This window comes from Dietzia sp. PP-33 (genome assembly GCF_033790845.1).
Classification (GTDB): domain Bacteria; phylum Actinomycetota; class Actinomycetes; order Mycobacteriales; family Mycobacteriaceae; genus Dietzia.
Map to the genome: position 1 here is coordinate 209,463 of NZ_JAMYEI010000008.1, position 16,955 is coordinate 226,417.

Annotated in this window: 18 protein-coding genes; 6 read left to right on the plus strand and 12 right to left on the minus strand. The window is 70.9% G+C overall.

The window, feature by feature from the left end; genetic code table 11:
• Window positions 1-10: 10 nt before the first annotated feature.
• Window positions 11-211, minus strand: coding sequence for a hypothetical protein (locus tag NJE57_RS14900; RefSeq protein ID WP_319029295.1), 201 nt, complete (start codon window positions 209-211; stop codon window positions 11-13).
• Window positions 212-265: 54 nt separating this feature from the next.
• Between NJE57_RS14900 and NJE57_RS14905 the strand changes: the two genes are divergently transcribed.
• Entirely contained in the window at window positions 266-1,111 is an 846-nt protein-coding gene (locus tag NJE57_RS14905; protein WP_319029296.1) for an IS5 family transposase, read from the plus strand.
• Window positions 1,112-1,184: 73 nt separating this feature from the next.
• On the opposite strand, the gene NJE57_RS14910 is transcribed toward NJE57_RS14905, so the two are convergent.
• Window positions 1,185-1,757, minus strand: coding sequence for a helix-turn-helix domain-containing protein (locus NJE57_RS14910; protein WP_319029297.1), 573 nt, complete (start codon window positions 1,755-1,757; stop codon window positions 1,185-1,187).
• 59 nt (window positions 1,758-1,816) lie between these two features.
• Between NJE57_RS14910 and NJE57_RS14915 the strand changes: the two genes are divergently transcribed.
• The 5 genes from NJE57_RS14915 (at window position 1,817) to NJE57_RS14935 (ending at window position 6,259) form a co-directional block, all read left to right on the plus strand.
• The gene (locus NJE57_RS14915; protein WP_319029298.1) at window positions 1,817-3,322 is read left to right on the plus strand and encodes an aldehyde dehydrogenase; all 1,506 of its coding nucleotides are present in this window, start codon (window positions 1,817-1,819) and stop codon (window positions 3,320-3,322) included.
• 81 nt (window positions 3,323-3,403) lie between these two features.
• The gene (locus NJE57_RS14920; RefSeq protein ID WP_319029299.1) at window positions 3,404-4,156 is read left to right on the plus strand and encodes an SDR family oxidoreductase; all 753 of its coding nucleotides are present in this window, start codon (window positions 3,404-3,406) and stop codon (window positions 4,154-4,156) included.
• 83 nt (window positions 4,157-4,239) lie between these two features.
• On the plus strand, window positions 4,240-5,184 hold the full coding sequence (locus NJE57_RS14925; RefSeq protein ID WP_319029357.1) for an NAD(P)-dependent oxidoreductase: 945 nt from the start codon (window positions 4,240-4,242) through the stop codon (window positions 5,182-5,184).
• The gene (locus NJE57_RS14930; RefSeq protein ID WP_413464419.1) at window positions 5,181-5,543 is read left to right on the plus strand and encodes a carboxymuconolactone decarboxylase family protein; all 363 of its coding nucleotides are present in this window, start codon (window positions 5,181-5,183) and stop codon (window positions 5,541-5,543) included. Before NJE57_RS14925 ends, NJE57_RS14930 begins: the two co-directional genes overlap by 4 nt.
• 56 nt (window positions 5,544-5,599) lie before the next feature.
• Window positions 5,600-6,259 (plus strand): class I SAM-dependent methyltransferase, encoded by a 660-nt coding sequence (locus tag NJE57_RS14935; protein ID WP_319029300.1) that lies wholly within the window; start codon window positions 5,600-5,602, stop codon window positions 6,257-6,259.
• Window positions 6,260-6,307: 48 nt separating this feature from the next.
• On the opposite strand, the gene NJE57_RS14940 is transcribed toward NJE57_RS14935, so the two are convergent.
• The 10 genes from NJE57_RS14940 to NJE57_RS14985 form a co-directional block, all read right to left on the minus strand.
• Entirely contained in the window at window positions 6,308-8,329 is a 2,022-nt protein-coding gene (locus NJE57_RS14940) for a VWA domain-containing protein (protein ID WP_319029301.1), read from the minus strand.
• Window positions 8,330-8,358: 29 nt separating this feature from the next.
• Window positions 8,359-9,765 (minus strand): sigma 54-interacting transcriptional regulator, encoded by a 1,407-nt coding sequence (locus NJE57_RS14945; protein WP_413464420.1) that lies wholly within the window; start codon window positions 9,763-9,765, stop codon window positions 8,359-8,361.
• 44 nt (window positions 9,766-9,809) lie between these two features.
• Complete coding sequence (locus NJE57_RS14950) at window positions 9,810-10,265, minus strand: carboxymuconolactone decarboxylase family protein (protein WP_319029303.1); 456 nt, start codon at window positions 10,263-10,265, stop codon at window positions 9,810-9,812.
• Between the two features lies 1 nt (window position 10,266).
• Window positions 10,267-10,623 (minus strand): GNAT family N-acetyltransferase, encoded by a 357-nt coding sequence (locus NJE57_RS14955; protein WP_319029304.1) that lies wholly within the window; start codon window positions 10,621-10,623, stop codon window positions 10,267-10,269.
• Window positions 10,624-10,700: 77 nt separating this feature from the next.
• Window positions 10,701-11,726, minus strand: a complete 1,026-nt coding sequence (locus NJE57_RS14960) for a pirin family protein (protein WP_413464421.1) — start codon at window positions 11,724-11,726, stop codon at window positions 10,701-10,703.
• A complete protein-coding gene (locus tag NJE57_RS14965) occupies window positions 11,723-12,637 on the minus strand; it encodes an SDR family NAD(P)-dependent oxidoreductase (protein WP_319029305.1) in 915 nt (304 codons plus the stop codon). Before NJE57_RS14965 ends, NJE57_RS14960 begins: the two co-directional genes overlap by 4 nt.
• Before the next feature lie 47 nt (window positions 12,638-12,684).
• Window positions 12,685-13,542, minus strand: a complete 858-nt coding sequence (locus NJE57_RS14970; protein WP_319029306.1) for an LLM class F420-dependent oxidoreductase — start codon at window positions 13,540-13,542, stop codon at window positions 12,685-12,687.
• 74 nt (window positions 13,543-13,616) lie between these two features.
• On the minus strand, window positions 13,617-14,747 hold the full coding sequence (locus tag NJE57_RS14975; protein ID WP_319029307.1) for a prenyltransferase: 1,131 nt from the start codon (window positions 14,745-14,747) through the stop codon (window positions 13,617-13,619).
• A 6-nt stretch (window positions 14,748-14,753) separates the two neighbouring features.
• The gene (locus NJE57_RS14980) at window positions 14,754-15,473 is read right to left on the minus strand and encodes a class I SAM-dependent methyltransferase (RefSeq protein WP_319029308.1); all 720 of its coding nucleotides are present in this window, start codon (window positions 15,471-15,473) and stop codon (window positions 14,754-14,756) included.
• Window positions 15,467-16,840 carry a glycosyltransferase family 4 protein gene (locus NJE57_RS14985; protein WP_319029309.1) on the minus strand — a complete coding sequence of 458 codons (1,374 nt, stop codon included), beginning with the start codon at window positions 16,838-16,840 and terminating at the stop codon, window positions 15,467-15,469. Before NJE57_RS14985 ends, NJE57_RS14980 begins: the two co-directional genes overlap by 7 nt.
• Window positions 16,841-16,955: the final 115 nt, after the last annotated feature.

Genomic DNA, 16,955 nt, shown 5'->3' on the forward strand with positions numbered 1-16,955 from the left:
TCTCCTACAGTCAAACCGCCCCCGCCTCTCGGGAGCGACGTTGCAACAACCGTATGAAACCGCCCTTGCTCAGCGCCCAGAAGTCCAGTTCCGGATTGTGGTAGACCGGCGCCTCGGCGCGCAGCCGGGCGTAGAACGGGTACGGGTCCTCGTGCACGGCGTAGAGGTTCCGCCAGTAGGTCAGGGTGTGTCGGTCTGACAGGGCAGGCACGAGTCCCGGTAACAGAAGAGGTGTTCACAGCCATCTTCTCGTGCCGAGGTGCTCGTGCCTGCTCTGCCATCATTCATCATCGACCCCCTGTGGGACCAGTTCGAGTCCCTGCTTCCCGAGCCCATCGACGATCACCCGCTGGGGTGCCACCGACCACGAATCCCGGACCGGGTGGTGTTCGACAAACTCATCCAAGTCCTGGTCCTCGGGGCGGCGTACGAGCGCATCGCCGACACCGGTTGCTCGGCGACCACGATCCGCCGGCGCCGCGACGAGTGGATCACCGCCGGAGTCTTCGCCGAGCTCGAGCAGATCTGCCTGGACGCCTACGACCGCATGATCGGCCTCAAGTTGGACGACGTCACGGTCGACGGCTGCATCGTCAAAGCACCCTGCGGCGGCGATGCGGCTGGCAAGTCTCCAGTCGACCGGGGAAAACAAGGGACGAAACGCTCACTGCTGACCGACGCTGGCGGGATCCCACTGGGGTGCGTCAGTGCTCCGGCCAACCGTCACGACAGCGTGTTCCTGCGGCCCACATTGGAGCGTCTGGGCCGGTTCGAGGCCCGGTTCGGGGTCGGCCTGCCCGAGACGATTACCGTGCATCTGGACGCCGGATATGACTCCAGGCGAACCCGTGAGTTGCTGGCCGAACTCGGCTGTCGGTCGCGGATGAGCCAGAAGGGATTCCCGCTTCAAGCCGGTGCCCGTTGGGTCGTCGAGCGCACCAACTCCTGGCATAACCGCGGCTTCAAGAAACTCCACATCTGCACCGAACGACGCATCCGCGTCATCGACGCCTTCATCGCCCTGGCCAACGCCGCGATCATCATCCGACGACTCGTCCGCAGCGCCTGGACCACCCACCGCTGGGACACACGACCGGCCCAGCGACCATGACCTACTGGCGGAACCTCGTAGTCGTACGGGCTGAACACGAGCGGGGCGGGCGTCGCGGTGGTCATGTCTCAGGTCACCTCAGGATCAGTCGGGCGGCGGATTCGATGGCATCCGCCATGTCGGAGTAGGAGCCGTAGCCCATGCCTGCTCGAACGAGTGCGCCGGCATAGACCATCTCCAGTGCGCCGATCACCTCGTCGTCGCCCTCGCCCCCCAGCGCGGCCGTCAGTCGGCGACGGATGTCGGCACCGATCCGGATGCGCAGGTGGGAGACCTCGGGGTCGTCGCCCAGCAGGGCGGCGGTGACCGCAGAGGAGAGCTCGGGTTCGTCCGCGAGCAACAGCGCGACGTCGCGCAGGACCGCCACCACCCTGTCCACCGTGGTGCCGGCCTCGGCGCCCTCGGAGACGTGGTCGCGCAGTCGGCGCCAGAACACCTCGGCGATGAGGTGCCCCTTGGAGGAGAAGTAGGTGTAGGCGGTGGCCGGCGCGACACCGGCCCTCGAGGCCACCGCCCGGACCGCGAGTCCGCCGGGACCCTTCTCGCGCAGCACCTCGACGGCAGCGCTGGTGAGGCGGTCGACGGTCTCTGCCTGTTGGCCGTTGAGGCGTCGCCGGGTCGATTCGAATCGAACGTCACTGGACATGTGTCTGGACAGTACACCACTCGCGGGACTATCGTCTAGACAGTTGTCCACCCACCCCGATGTCCATCGGTCCCGACGGAAGGCTCCCCGTGACGACGAGCACCATCTACGACGCGCCGCTCCTCATCGACGGCGAGTTGCGCCCCGCATCCGGCGCGGCCACGTTCGACGTCCTCAACCCCGCCACCGAGGAACTCATCGGCCGTGCCGCCGACGCGGGCCCCGAGGACATGGACGCCGCCATAGCGGCCGCCCGCACCGCGTTCGACACCACCACGTGGTCCACGGACCACGGCTTCCGCGCCTCGTGCCTGCGACAGCTCCGGGACGCCCTGCAGTCCCACATCGAGGAGTTGCGCACGCTGACCATCGCCGAGGTGGGTGCACCCCACATGTTCACCACCGGCCCCCAGCTCGAGGGGCCCGTGGCCGACCTCGGTTGGCTGGCCGACCTGGTCGACGCCTACGAGTGGGTCGAGGAGCTGGGCGAGTCCGAGGTCATGGGGATCCGCTCCCGGCGTTCGGCCCGCCGCGAGGCGATCGGCGTGGTCGGGGCCATCACCCCGTGGAACTTCCCCAACCAGATCAACCTGGCCAAGATCGGCCCCGCCCTGGCCGCCGGGTGCACCGTCGTGCTCAAACCCGCGCCGGACACCCCGCTCATCGCCGCGGCAGTGGCCCGGATCGCCGCCGAGGAGACCGACATCCCCGCGGGCGTGCTCAACGTGGTCTCGTCCTCGGACCACGGTGTGGGCGCACAGCTGACCACCGACCCGCGCGTGGACCTCGTCTCGTTCACCGGCTCCACCGCCACCGGCAAGAAGATCATGGTGGCCGCGGCGGAGACCCTCAAGAAGGTGTTCCTCGAGCTGGGTGGCAAGTCCGCCGCCGTGGTGCTCGACGACGCCGACCTGAACGCCGCGTGCTTCATGACCGCGCTCAACGCCTGCACGCACGCCGGGCAGGGCTGTGCCCTGACCACCCGCCTGGTGGTCCCGCGCGAGAACTACGACAAGGCCGTCGAGGCCGCCAAGGGCGCCATGGCCGCGTTCGCGCCGGGCGATCCCACCGACCCGGGCACCCTGTGCGGCCCGCTGATCTCCGGGCTCCAGCGCGAGCGGGTCGAGGGATACATCGCCCTGGCCGTGGAGGAGGGCGGCACCATCGAGATCGGTGGCGGGCGCCCCTCCGGCGCGGACAAGGCCGCGGGGTACTGGGTCGAGCCCACCCTGATCTCCGGTCTCGACAACTCAGCGCGGGTGGCCCAGGAGGAGATCTTCGGGCCCGTCCTCGTCGTCATCCCCCACGACGGCGACGACGACGCCGTGCGGATCGCCAACGACTCCCCCTACGGCCTCTCCGGCGCCGTCTGGGGCAGTGACCTCGACCGCGTCGAGAAGGTCGTCGCCGGCATCCGCACCGGCACACTCGGGGTCAACGGCGGCGTCTGGTACGGCGCCGACGTGCCCTTCGGCGGCTACAAGCAGTCCGGAATCGGCCGAGAGATGGGCCGCCAGGGCTTCGAGGAGTACCTCGAGACCAAATCCGTGGCCTCCCCGGCCTGACCCCCGGCTCACCAACCCGGCTCACCAACCCGCACCACCAACCCGCACCACCAACCCCACCAGGAAAGCAGAGACCACCACATGGGACGTTTTGACGGCAAATCCGTGATCGTGACCGGCGCGGCCGGCGGCATCGGCGAGGAGTACGCCAAGGCCCTCGCCTCGGAGGGAGCGAAGGTCGTCGTGGCCGACGTGTCGGACACCGAGGGCGAGCGCGTGGCCGCGGACATCGTCGCCGCCGGCGGCGAGGCCTTCTTCCAGCACACCGACGTCTCCGACCCTGAGTCGGCGAACGCCTGCGCCGAGGCCACCGTGGAGAAGTACGCATCGCTGGACATGCTGGTCAACAACGCCGCGATCTTCGGCGGCATGAAACTCGACTTCCTCATCACCGTGCCGTGGGACTACTACCAGAAGTTCATGCAGGTCAACATGAACGGCCAGCTGCTGATGGTGCGCGCGTGCTGGGAGAAGATGGCGGCGGCCGGCGGGGGCGCGATCGTCAACCAGTCCTCCACCGCGGCGTGGCTGTACTCGGGCTTCTACGGTCTGGCCAAGGTGGGCGTCAACGGCCTCACCCAGCAGCTCGCCACCGAGCTGGGCGGGTCGAACATCCGGATCAACGCCATCGCCCCGGGCCCGATCGACACCGAGGCCAACCGCACCACCACCCCGCAGGCCATGGTCAAGGAGATGGTCGACAAGCTGCCGCTCAAGCGAATGGGTCAGCCGCAGGACCTGGTGGGCATGCTGCTGTTCCTGCTCTCCGACGAGGCCTCCTGGGTCACCGGCCAGATCTTCAACGTCGACGGCGGACAGGTCATCAGATCGTGAACGAGCATCCGGTCACGGGCGCCGCACAGGACGCCGGAGCCGCACCCGTCGGACCCGGGACACCGGAGGACTCCCCCGCACCGGTGGGGTTCATCGGCCTGGGGAACATGGGCGCGCCGATCGCCCGCCGCCTGTTGTCCTGGCCCGGCGGTCTCGTGGTGTGTGACGTGCGCGCCCAGGCGACCGATCCGTTCGTCGCCGAGGGTGCGACCGCGGCCGCCACGGGCGCGGAGGTGGCGCGGACGGCGCGCCTGGTGTCGGTGACGGTGCTCGACGACGCCCAGGTGCGGGACGTCGTCGACGGCCCCGACGGCATCCTGCGCACCGCCGCGCCGGGGACCGTGATCGCGGTCCACTCCACCATCGCGGACACAACGGCCGCAGAGCTGGCCGAGGTGTGTTCGGCCGCCGGTGTGCACCTGGTCGACGCCCCGGTCTCGGGTGGCGCGCCGGGCGCCGAGAAGGGCGAGCTGGCCGTGATGGTCGGCGGTCCCCGCGAGGTCTACGAGGCCTGCAAGCCGGTGTTCGCCCTGTGGGCCGCCATGCCGGTCCACGCCGGGGAGGTGGGGGCCGGTACGCGGATGAAGCTGGCCCGCAACCTGCTGCACTTCATCTCCTTCACCGCGTCCGCCGAGGCCTCGCGACTCGCCGAAGCGGCGGGGATCGACATCGCCAAGCTCGGACGGGTGGTCCGGCACACCGACGCCATCACCGGCGGCGCCGGGGCCGTGATGCTCCGCGAGACCACCGCACCCATCGCCGAGGACGACTTCTGGCACGGCGTGTTCACCCACGTCCGTGGTCTCGGCGAGAAGGACCTGTCCCTGGCGCTGGCCCTGGGTGAACGGCTGGAGGTGGACCTTCCGCTGGGCGCTCTCGCACTGCGGGACCTCGGCGCCGGGTTCGGCGTGGGACCGGGCGAGATCGCGCGCGCCGTGGGCGGCCCGGTCACCGCCGCGAGTACGGATGGGCACGCCGGTGGGGACACCGGTGGGGACGACCACGACGACGACGAGGGAGCACGATGAGCGACACCGCGGAGACCGGCATGACCCCGGAGCGCGAGCGGGGCCTGGCCATGATGGGCGAGGTCTACGGCTTCGACATGTCCGATGGCCCGGGCGACTACTTCGCCGAGACCGCGGACCATCTGTTCGGACGGATCTGGTCTCGGCCGGGCCTGAGCCACCGGGACCGCCGCCTGCTGCTGCTGGGCGCGCTCACCGCGCAGGGCAACGGCGAGCTCACCCCGGAGGAGTTGGAGGAGATCGTGGTGTTCCTCTGCTACTACGCGGGGTGGCCGAACGGGACCAAGCTGGGCAACGTCGTGGGCCCGCACGTGGCGCGCGCCCGCAAGGCCGCCCGGCGAGCTGAGGCCGAGGGCTGAGGGCGAGGGCTGAGGGCGAGGGCTGAGGGCACAGACGCGGGCGATAGGTTGATCCCATGACCGCACCCGAGATCGACCAGGCGCTGCTCGACGTGGCGCTCGCCGCCCCCGGTTTCATGCCGCTGGACGAGGGCCGCACCCTCTACGAGATCGCCTGTGAGTTCCTGGGCGACGGCGTGGGGGTCGAGATCGGCACCTACTGCGGCCGGTCCACCGTGTTCCTCGGTGCGGCCGCACGGGTGACCGGCGGCAGCATCGTCACCGTCGACCACCACCGCGGCTCCGAGGAGCACCAGCCCGGGTGGGAGTACCACGACACCGCACTGGTGGACCCGCACACCGGCCGCCTGGAGACGCTGGTCGCGTTCCGGCACACCATGTGGGATGCGGGACTGGACGACGTGGTGACGGCCGCCGTGGGCAGCTCGCGCCAGGTCGCGCGGGTGTGGGGCAGGCCCGCCTCATTCGTGTTCATCGACGGCGGCCACTCCTCGGAGGCCGCGCAGGCCGACTACGCCGGCTGGGCCCCGTGGGTCGAGGTGGGCGGGGCGCTGCTCATCCACGACGTGTTCCCGGATCCCGCGGACGGCGGCCGCCCGCCGTACGAGATCTACTGCCGGGCCCTGGAGTCGGGGCAGTTCACCGAGGTCCGCGCGGTGGACTCGCTGCGGGTACTGCGACGGGACTCCGGCGAGGTCGGCGCGCCCATGCCGTGAGCCCCGTGCCGTGAGCGCCGCGCCGTGAGGCCCCTGCTCGCGGCCCGCTCACCCGGCCCAGCGGCCGCCCGCGCTCCACGCGTCACCGGAACCCGGGCGGCCGCGGCGCGAGTGCAGGAACCTGCCGACCACGGCCGCCCCCAGGTCGTCCACGTCCGGGGCGACCACCGTCCCCCCGACGCGCCGGGCCAGCGCGTCGAGGAACCGGCCGAGCCCCGGGTCGTCGCCGAGCCTGAAGAACGTGGTCTTCGCGCCGAACCGGGCCACCCGGTCCAGCTCGTCCACGGTGGTGCGGATGGTCTCGGGCGCGGGCGGATACCCGAACCACGGGTCCCCACTGCCGAGCAGGTGGGCCGTGGGTTCGCCGTCGGTCACGATGAGCAACACCGGTTGCATCGACGGGTGCCTCCGGAAGAAGCGCCCTGCCAGCAGCAGCGCGTGGTGCAGGTTCGTCCCCATCTCGTATTCGGCGTCGAGGGAGAGCAACTCCTCCACGGTCCGGGTACGGGCGAACCGCCCGAACGAGATCAGCTGCAGCGCGTCCTGCCGGAAGCGGGTGCTGACCAGGTGGTGCAGGGCCAGCGCGGTCCGCTTCATCGGAACCCAGCGACCCTCCATCGCCATGGAGAACGACGTGTCGACCAGCAGTGCGACCGCGGCCTGGGTACGCGCCTCGGTCTCGCGGACCTCGATGTCGTCGGGCAGCAACCGGATCCCCTCTCCCGGGTCCCCGCCCTCGGCCGCGACCCGGGAGATCGCGTTGGTGACGGTCCGCGGCACGTCCCACGACTCCACGTCACCGAACTCCCACGCCCGGCTCGACCCCGTCTGCTCACCGGCCGCCCCGGACTGGCGGGTGTCGCGGGCGCCGGCGCGGCCGGAGAGTCGGCGCGCGGCGTCGCGCAGGAGTGATCCGCCGAGCTTGCGCAGCGCGACCGGGGACAGCCGGAGGTCGCCGTCGGGTCGTCGGCTCAGGTACCCGGACTCGCGCATCGACTCCTCGAGCCGCGCCAGGGTCCGCAGGGACACCGCCGCCTCCCCGCCCAGATGACGGGCCACGGCCTCGAGGTCCAGCTCGGACAGTGGTGATCCCTCGCTGCCCCGCGCGAGCTGCTCGGCCAGCCGGTCGAGATCGCCCAGCTCGGCCATCGCCGCCGCCCCCTCCGAGAACCCGAGCCCCTGATCACCCTCGAACTCGGCGGAACCGTCCCAGTCCTCCCCGGGTCGCAGCGACTGCAGCAGCCCGTCGAGCCGCCCGAGCTGCTCCATGAGCTCGGGGGAACCGAACGCCTGCTGCGAGAGCGCCATGAGCTCCTCCCGCTGCTCCGGGGTCATCGACCGCATCATGCGTTGCGCGGCGGCGGCCCTCCCGGCCAACGCGTCGATGAGCTCGTCGATGTTCTGCGGTTGTTCGGGGAAGGAGTCGGAGTGCTTGTCCATGAAGCGCTCGAAATCCTCCGGGGTGTCCTCGCCGCGGGCGTGCTTGTCGAGGAGCTCGGTCAGGTCGGCGACCATCTCCGACACCGCGGCGCGGTCGGCGTCGCTCGCGTTCTCCAGTGCCTGCTTCATCCCCTCGAACCGCGCCTCGAGGGCCTCGGCGCCCAGCAGGTCCTGGATCCGGCGGTAGGCCTCCCGCGCGTCAGTGGACGCCCAGTCGTAGTCGGCGAGCTCCCCCACGGCGGCGGCCGGGGAGTCGGGCAGGTTCTCGATGGTCATCTCCCGCAGGGTGCGGTCCATCGGATCCATCCGGGTGTCCCGTGCCAGCTGCCCGCGTTCGGCCAGCAGTGCCTGCTCGAGGAGCTCGGCGACCTCGCCGAGCGTGCCCCCGAGGTGGTGGCGTTCGAGTAGTTCCCGCCGGCGGCGCTGCACCTTACCGGCGAGGTCGTCCAGGCCGGTCTGGTCCCGTCCGCCGCGGCGCAGGAACTCGCGCATCGACTGTTCGGGCGAGTACCCGGACATCACCCCGTCGGATACCGCGTCCAGTGCCTCGGACAGGTCGAGAGGGGGCGCGAGCGGGTCAGGCCCGCCGCTGTAGCGCCCGTACCGGGCACGGGGTTCTTCTCTCGACATCGCTGGCCCTCCTCATCTGGCGGTGCGTGTCAGCCGTAGACCGCGGCGCCGTCCCCGGTCTCCTTGGACAGCCGCCGCGAGAGGAACAACCCCTCCAGCGCGAACTCGATCGCCCCGGCCCGTTGACCCACGGTGGTGGCACCCTGTCGCTCGGCGATCTCGTCGTACAGCCCCGGCCGGGAGAGCTCGGGCAACGCCTCGAGGAACTCCGCCGCAGTCACGCTGGCGCCGGTCGTCAGGGTCACGGAACCGTCGAACGCCTCGACCAGCGGAGCCAGATCGAGTCCGCGGAACAGATCGCGGACCACGTCGACGGTGGCGCTGCGCAGGAGGTATCGCAGGATCTCCGGCTCGCGGCCCTCCTCGCCCGGCTCGAACTCGATCTTGCCGCGCAGGACGTCCACGGCGGCGTCGACGTCCACCAACCGTGCCACCGCCTCGCCCGGGTCGTCGGTCCCCCGGACGGCCGCGCGCCGCCTGGCCGCCGCGGCGACGGTCTCGGCTCCGGCGATCGCGAAGCGCGCCGAGACGCCAGACGCCTGGTTGATCGAGTCCGAGGTCCGGAGCTCGCGCGTGAACCTGGCCAGCAGCTCCATCAGGGCGTCGGGCACCTCCGCGGTGAGGTCGGCCTCCTGCCGCACCACCTCGATCTCGTCGGCCAGGTCCAGGGGGTAGTGCGTGCGGATCTCGGCGCCGAACCGGTCCTTGAGCGGGGTGATGATGCGCCCGCGGTTGGTGTAGTCCTCCGGGTTGGCCGAGGCCACCACCAGCACGTCGAGGGGCAGGCGCAGGACATAGCCCCTGATCTGCACGTCCCGCTCCTCCATGACGTTGAGCAACGCCACCTGGATCCGCTCCGCCAGGTCGGGCAGCTCGTTGAGCGCCACGATGCCGCGGTTCGCTCGCGGTACCAGGCCGTAGTGGATGGTCTCCGGGTCGCCGAGTCGGCGTCCCTCCGCGACCCGCATCGGGTCGACGTCGCCGATCATGTCCGCCACGGAGGTGTCCGGGGTGGACAGCTTCTCGACGTAGCGCTCCGACCGGTGCCGCCACTCGATGGGAAGTGCGTCCCCCTCCAGGGCGATCCGCTCCCGCGTCGGCGTGGTGATCGGTGCGAGCGGGTCCTCCCCCAGTTCGGACCCCGCCACCACGGGTGACCACTCGTCGAGCAGTCCGACCAACGTCCGCAGCAGGCGGGTCTTGCCCTGTCCGCGCTCGCCGAGCAGCACGATGTCGTGACCGGCGATGATCGCCCGCTCGAGCTGCGGGATGACGGTCGTGTCGAACCCGTGCATCCCGGGCCAGGGATCGCGGCCCGAGGCCAACTCGGCGAGGAGGTTCTCGCGCATCTCCTCTCGCAGGGTTCGGGTGGTGTACCCCGCGGCGCGCAGCTGGCCGAGGGTCTGGACGTCCGGCTTGTCGCTCACAGCGCCCACGGTAGTCCTCCGGGCGGCGACCGCGCTTCCGGTCCGGGCGGTGGTCAGTCCCCGAGCCGCACCTGGTGCCCGCTGGCGATCGAGACGCGGTTGAACGCGTTGATCAACACGATCGTCCACTCCAGAGCGGAGAGCTGCTCGTCGTCGAAGTGCTCGGTGGCGGCGGCGGTGGCCGCCTCGCGTTCCTCGACGTCGTCCAGGCGCGTGAGGGTCTCGGCCAGCCTCAGAGCCGCGCGCACGGCATCACCGAACGCGTCGATGTCCCGCCACGACGGCAGCATGTCGAGACGCTCCTGGGACACCCCGGCCTCCCGCGCGGCCGGCACGTGGGTGGCCAGGCAGGCCGCACACCCGTTGATCTGGGAGACCCGGACGTTGACCTGTTCGAGCAGCGCCTCGTCCAGCCCGGCCTCGGTGGAGGCCTCCCGCGAGGCGACCGCGGTGCGCACGAGCTGCTTGTAGACCTCTCGCTGGGTACGGTCCAGGGGTGGCACACCCATCTCAGGCGCCCTCCTCGCGCAACCACGCCCGGTCGTCGGCGGTCGGCGAGCGGTAGGCGCCCTCGAACTCCCCGCCGGATTTGTCGAGGAAGGCCTCGACCATGGGGCACACGGGCACGATCGGCACGCCCTCGGCGCGGGTGGCCTCCACCGCGCCCCGGACGAGGGCGGTCCCCATGCCCCGTCCGCCGAACTCCTCGTCCACCTCGGTGTGGTGGAATATCCGCTCCCCGTCGCGGTCCCGGAAATCTGCGTGGCCGGCCACCTCCCCGGCGGCGTCACGGATCTCGAAGGCGGCGCGGTCCGGTGCCCGCGTGACGGTGACGGTGGAGCCGTTCTTGTCGGTGTATTCGGTCATCAGCGTGCGTCCTCTCGGTGGGGTGCGCGTCGGTCGGGACGCGCGAGCTCAGTCGGTCCGGGCTCAGTCGTCCGGTCTCAGTCGGTCCGCGCCCGCGGGTGCGGGTTGGAGCGCGGCTTGAGCGTGGTCGTGGGCAGGGTGGGGGCCGGGAGCCGGGTGAGCCCGTCCGGGTCGTGGCCGATGTACCCGTCCACCCGGCCGAAGCGGTCCGCCCCGGCCTCCCACTCCTGCCGGTAGCGGGCGATCTCGTCGTGGGTGCGTCCGATGAAGTTCCACCACATGACGATCTCCTCGTCGAACGGGGTTCCGCCGATCAGGATCATCCGCGCCGGGGTGGGGCCGGTGTTGCGGATCGTCAGGCGGGACTCGCCGACCCCCGTGTAGCCCAGTTGCGCGGGCTCCACGGTCACCCCCTCGAGCGTGACGTCGCCGGCGTCCACCAGGAGTCCGTGCTCGAAGTCCGGGTCCACGTCGAGGCACACCAGGGCGCCGGGGTCCAGGCGGATCTCCGCACCGAGGAGGGGCGAGAAGGTGGGGATCGACGACGACGAGCCCAGCAGTGACCCCATGAAGACGAGTGCCGAGCCGCCCTCCAGGACCACGGGGTCGGGCACGTGGTGATCGAACCTCCGCCCGGCGGATTCACGGTGGCCCTCCGGCAGCACGGTCCACAGCTGCACGCCGTGCAGGATCGTGGTGTCCTGCGTCGAGACCTCGGTGTGGCAGATCCCGGCGCCGGAGGTCATGAGGTTGACCTCGCCGGGCCGCACGACGGCGTGGTTGTCCCCGGAGTCGTGGTGGGTCACGGCGCCCTCGAAGAGCCAGCTGACGGTCTGCAGGCCGGTGTGCGGATGCGAGGGCACGTCCATCCCGCCGGTGGCCGAGACGTCGTCGGGACCGTAGTGGTCGACGAAGCACCAGGCACCGATGAGCGAACGCTGCCGCTGTGGGAGCGTCCGCCTGACCGTCATCGCACGAGGACCGCCGAGCGGGACGTCACGGGCGGTGATGATCTCGACCACGGCGCCCCCCGGTTCGGGGCCGCCGGGCGCGCCGCCCGCCTCGCACCCGATCTCCTCGGGTCGGGGGTCGAGATTGCTCACGGTCGCCCCCGGGCATCGGCGGCGTCGAGGATGTCGGCGGACTCCCGCCGCAACGCGAGCTCCGTGGCGTTGATCCTGCCTCTCAGTGCCAGCGTGAGCACCTTGTCCACCATCGGCACCGGGAGGTGGTCGAGGAGCCTGCGGCCGAGGTCCCACCTGACGGCGTAGCGGTGGCGGGGTCGGGCGGTCGTACCGGCGGTCCACACGGCCTCGGCCAACACCGAGGGGGCGGCGGCCTTGTCGTCCTCTCCCGCCGCCATCTCCCCCATCACGGCGGCCATGGCCGCGAACGGCGAGCCCGGGAGAGTGGACTCCTGGAAGCGCCGGCGGATCGAGGCCGTCATCCCCGTGCGGAAGGGGCCCGGCTGGATCAGCACCACCTCGAGCCCGAGGAACATCAACTCGCGACGCAGTGCGTCACCGTAGGCCTCGATCGCGTGCTTGCTCATGGCGTACGCGCCGTTCATCGGCATCCCGTGCTGGGGGCCGGTCTCGGAACTGATGAGGACCACGCGCCCGCCGCTCGCGCGGAGCAGGTCGAACATCGCGTGGACGGTGCGGACCGTGCCCATGATGTTCACGTCCAGGACCTGCTGGACCCGATCGGGGTCGGTCTCGGCGAGCGGCCCGATCCCCAGGACCCCGGCGAAGGTGACCACCACGTCCAGTCGGCCGTGCTCGGAGCGGACCCGATCGGCGAGCGATCGCAGCGATGCGGAGTCGGTGACGTCGGCCGCCACCGACGTGATCCCCGGCCCCCCGGGGGGCGCGGTGAGGTCGACGGCCACGACGTGCCACCCGCGGTCCGAGTAGAGCGCGGCGGTCGCCGCCCCGAGGCCACCCCCGGCTCCGGTGATGACGACGACGGGGGTGGCAGAGCCGGTGGTGGCAGAGCCGGTGGTGGAGGTCATACAGCCGACGGTACCGGCGTGGACGGCCCGCCGGGAGCGACATCGGCTCAGGCCATGGCGGACAGCCCGAGTTTGCCGGCCAGCCTGTCGATGTAGGCCAGCACCTCCTCCTCCGGCTTGTCCGGGGTCCCGTAGACGAGCTCGTGCACTCCCAGCTCGCGGTACATCTCGATCTTCTCGGGAACCGGCTTCCCGTCGAGCACGACGATGTACGGCTCGCCCTCGCGACCGGCCTCGGCCCACAGCTCCCGCAGCTGCCGGACGCTGCCGGCGATGTCCTGGGAGATCGGCGTGGTCATCCAGCCGTCGGCGCTGCGGCAGATCCACTTGAAGTTCTTCTCGGTGCCGGCCGCCCCCACGAGCGGGCGGGGTCCGGGCTTCTGGACGGTCTTGGGCCAGGCCCAGCTGGGGCCGAAGTCCACGAAGCGCCCGTGATACTCGGCCTCGTCCTCGGTCCACAACGCCCGCATGGCCTCCAGGTACTCGCGCAGCATGGTGCGGCGCAGTTTCGGCGGTACGTCGTGGTCGGCCATCTCGTCGAGGTTCCACCCGTAGCCCACCCCGAGCACCGCGCGGCCGTCCGAGAGGTGGTCGACGGAGGCGATGGTCTTGGCGAGCGTGATCGGATCGCTCTCGACCGGGATCGCGACGGCGGTGCCCAGTCGGATCGTCGTGGTGACCGAGGACGCCGCCGCGAGCGCGACCCACGGGTCCAACGTGCGGCTGTACCGCTCGTCCGGCAGCTCGGCGCCACCGGTGCCCGGGTGCGCGGCCTCCCTACGGATCGGGATGTGGGTGTGCTCGGGCACGTAGAACGCCGAGAACCCGGCGTTCTCCGCCGCCACGGCAGCCGTGGGCGGCTGGATACCCCGATCGCTGGTGAACAGGGTGAGTCCGAATTCCATTGGTGCTCCTCGTGCGCTCGGGGCCACCGGCCGACACCTGACCAGACAGGTGTCCAGCGACGGTTCCCGACAGACTAGCGCACGGAGACGACGGGTGGGCAGGCCTCACCCGGGGCGCACTCGTTCGGATCACCCGGGTGCGAACCGAGCCGCTGCATGGTGTGGTCCGAGACGTACCGGAAGATCTCGTTGCCGGGCGTGGTCCGCGACAGCGCATCGGCCGCGAGCAGCATGACCGCCCCGGTCCACGTGCTCAGCTCGACGGGCCAGCGCTTGCCGTCCGCGTAGACCAGGCCGGTCCAGTAGGACCCGTCGGTGTCCCGTAGGTGCTGCATGTGGGTGAACTGCGCGAGCGCCTGCTCATGGCGCCCCGCCGCCTCCAGCGCGATCACCAACTCACACGTCTCGGCGCCGGTGACCCACGGACGGTGATCGACGCACCGGATGCCCAGATCGTCGACCACGAAGTCGTCCCAGCGGGAGTCCAGCCGCTGCTGCGCCTGCTCCCCCACCATCACGCCCCCGAGGACCGGGTAGTACCAGTCCATGGAGAACTCGTCCTTGGGCGTGAACAACTCGGGGTGCGCACGGAGGGCGTGTCCCAGCGAGTCCGCCGCCGCGTCCCAGTCGGGTGCCGTGGTCCCCAACTCCTCGGCGATCGCGACGCCGCAGCGCAGCGAGTGGTGGACACTAGACGAGCCGGTGACCAGAGCCTCCTCACAGAAGCCCTCGGGCCCGGCGCCCCACCACATCTGCCCCTCCGGGCCCCGGAACGTCAGCACCAGGTCCAGCGCCCGGCGCACCATCGGCCACATGGACTCGAGGAACCCCGACTGCCCGGTGACCAGGTGGTGGTGCCATACCCCGACCGCGACGTAGGCGCAGAAGTTCGAGTCGGTGTCGGCGTCGACGATCGCCCCGTCCTGCCACCTGACCGGCCATGACCCGTCTCCCCGCTGGGTGTCCCGCAGGAAGCCGTAGGCCTTCTCCGCAGCCTCCCACTGACCGGCGACCGACAGTCCCATGGCCGACTCCACGTGGTCCCACGGGTCGGTGTGGCCACCCGTGAACCACGGGATCTCACCGTTCGGTCGCTGCACGGAGGCGATCCACTCGCCGGTCGCCCGCGCCGCGTCGGCGTCCAGGACACCCGGGACACTGGGGACCGGACGACGCCGCTCTGCTCCGTTGTTCGTGGTGGACACGATCTATCAGGCCTCCGCGGGCTTGCGTAGGTAGAAGACGATGGACTTGCCCATCACCGGGTTGAGCAGCTTCTCGGCCGTGCGGGTGACCCAGGGGCCCTTCATCAGGTCCCACACCAGGAGCTTGTGGTAGGTCTTGGGCAGCGGGTGGTCGTCGTTCTCGGTCCCCACCGCGCACTTGAGCCACCAGTAGGGCGCGTGCAGCGCGTGGGCGAATCCGGTGCCGGTGACCTCCAGACCGGCGGCGCGGAGCTTGAAACCCAGCTCCTCGGCGGTGTAGATGCGGCAGTGGCCGCCGGGGTTGGAGTGGTAGGCGTCCGAGAGCTTCCAGCACAGCTTCTCGGGCCATTCGCGCGGCACGGTCACCGCGGCGACCCCGCCCGGCTTGAGGATCCGCACGAGCTCGGAGATCGCGGCGGTGTCTGCCGGCACGTGCTCGAGCACCTCGGAGATCAGCACCAGGTCGAACTCGCCGTCCTCGTACGGCATCGCGAGCGCGTCGCCCGTCACCGCCTCGCCCTTCGACTCCGGCAGGCCTTCGCCCTCGGCCTCCATCGCGCCGAGCATCTCGGACACCTGCCGCATCTCGTCGACGTTCTGATCGAACGCGGTGACGTCGGCACCACGGCGGAAGAGCTCGAAGGTGTGCCGGCCCATGCCGGCACCCACGTCGATGGCACGCATACCGGGCGTGACCCCCAGACGGTCGAAGTCAACGGTCAGCATGCGGCGTCCTCCTGCTCGCGGATGTCGTACTCACCGGAATCCGGGAGCACCTCGGGCACGTCGTCGGCGACGTGCTCGTCGATCTCTGTCTGGTCCGGACCGAAGACGGGTCCGGCGGTCAGGTCCGGCAGCGCGTCGCCACGGACCCGGGCGATGGCCGTCCGGTAGACCTCGACGGTCCTCCGGGCGACGGCCGCCCAACTGTAACGCTCCATGACGCGGGCCCTGCCGCCCGCTGCCAGACGGCGGCGCTCGTCCGGGTCCGACAGCAGGGCGCTGATCGCGCGGGCGAGTTCGTCGACGTCCCCGGGGGTGACCAGACGGGCGGCCGAGTCGTCGGTGCCCACGACCTCCGGAAGGGCACCCGCACGGGTGGCGACCAGCGCGCAACCGCTGGACATCGCCTCGACCGCCGGGAGCGAGAAGCCCTCGTACATGCTCGGCACCACGGCGATCTCGGCGGAGCCCACGAGACCCGCCAGTTCCTCGTCGTCGACCCCGGACACGAGGTCGACCGCGTCGCGCAGCCCCAGGGAGTCCAGCAGCTTGGCGGCCTCTCCCTTGCGCTTGAGTTTCGAGATGAGCGTGAGCCGGACCCCCGGGTGTTCCCGGCGGACCTGCGCCAGCGCACGCAACAGGATCGGGACTCCCTTGAGCGGCTGGTCCGCACTGGCCACGCACACCAACCGTCCGGGCTCGCGCTCACGCCGGTCGTGGAAGCGGTCGGTGTCCACCCCCAGCGGGATCGTGACGATCCGGTCCGGGTCCACCCCGAAGTCCGAGGCGATGTCCTCGGCGGAGTTGCTGGAGACCGTGATGATCTCCTCGAGCTTGCGGGAGACGCGGATCTGCATGCCGAGGAAGCCGAACCAGCGCCAGGTGGTGATCTTCTTGCGTAGCGGAGCCTCCCTCATGGCGAGGTCGCGGTCCCGGGTGATCGGGTGGTGCACCGTGGCGACCACCGGGAACCCGGCCTCCTCCAGCCTGAGCAGACCGCTGCCGAGACACTGGTTGTCGTGCACCACGTCGAAGTCCTCGAGCCGGGTCCCGAGCTCGCGCGCCGCCCGGAGGCTGAACGTTCGGGGTTCCGGGAAGCCGGCGGTCCACATGGTGACCACCTCGAGCAGGTCGATCCGGTCGCGGATCTCACGCGGGTGCGGCGTGCGGAACGGATTCGCGTCGTTGTACAGATCCAGGCTCGGGACCTCGGTGAGCGTGGGACCCGGGTCCAGCTCCGGGTAAGGCTGACCCGAGAACACCTCGACGGTGTGTCCCAGCGCGGCCAGCTCACGGCTCAGGTGCCGGACGTAGACACCCTGCCCGCCCCCGTGCGGCTTACTCCTGTACGAGAGCAGTGCGATCCGCACCGTCGATCGCCCCCTTCCGGTAATCCGGCCCCGGACCGCCACGACGACCGCGGCGGCTCAGGGCCCATCGAGCAAGTCTAGAACACGTTCGGGCCCGGCGATGACGCGGCCGGGG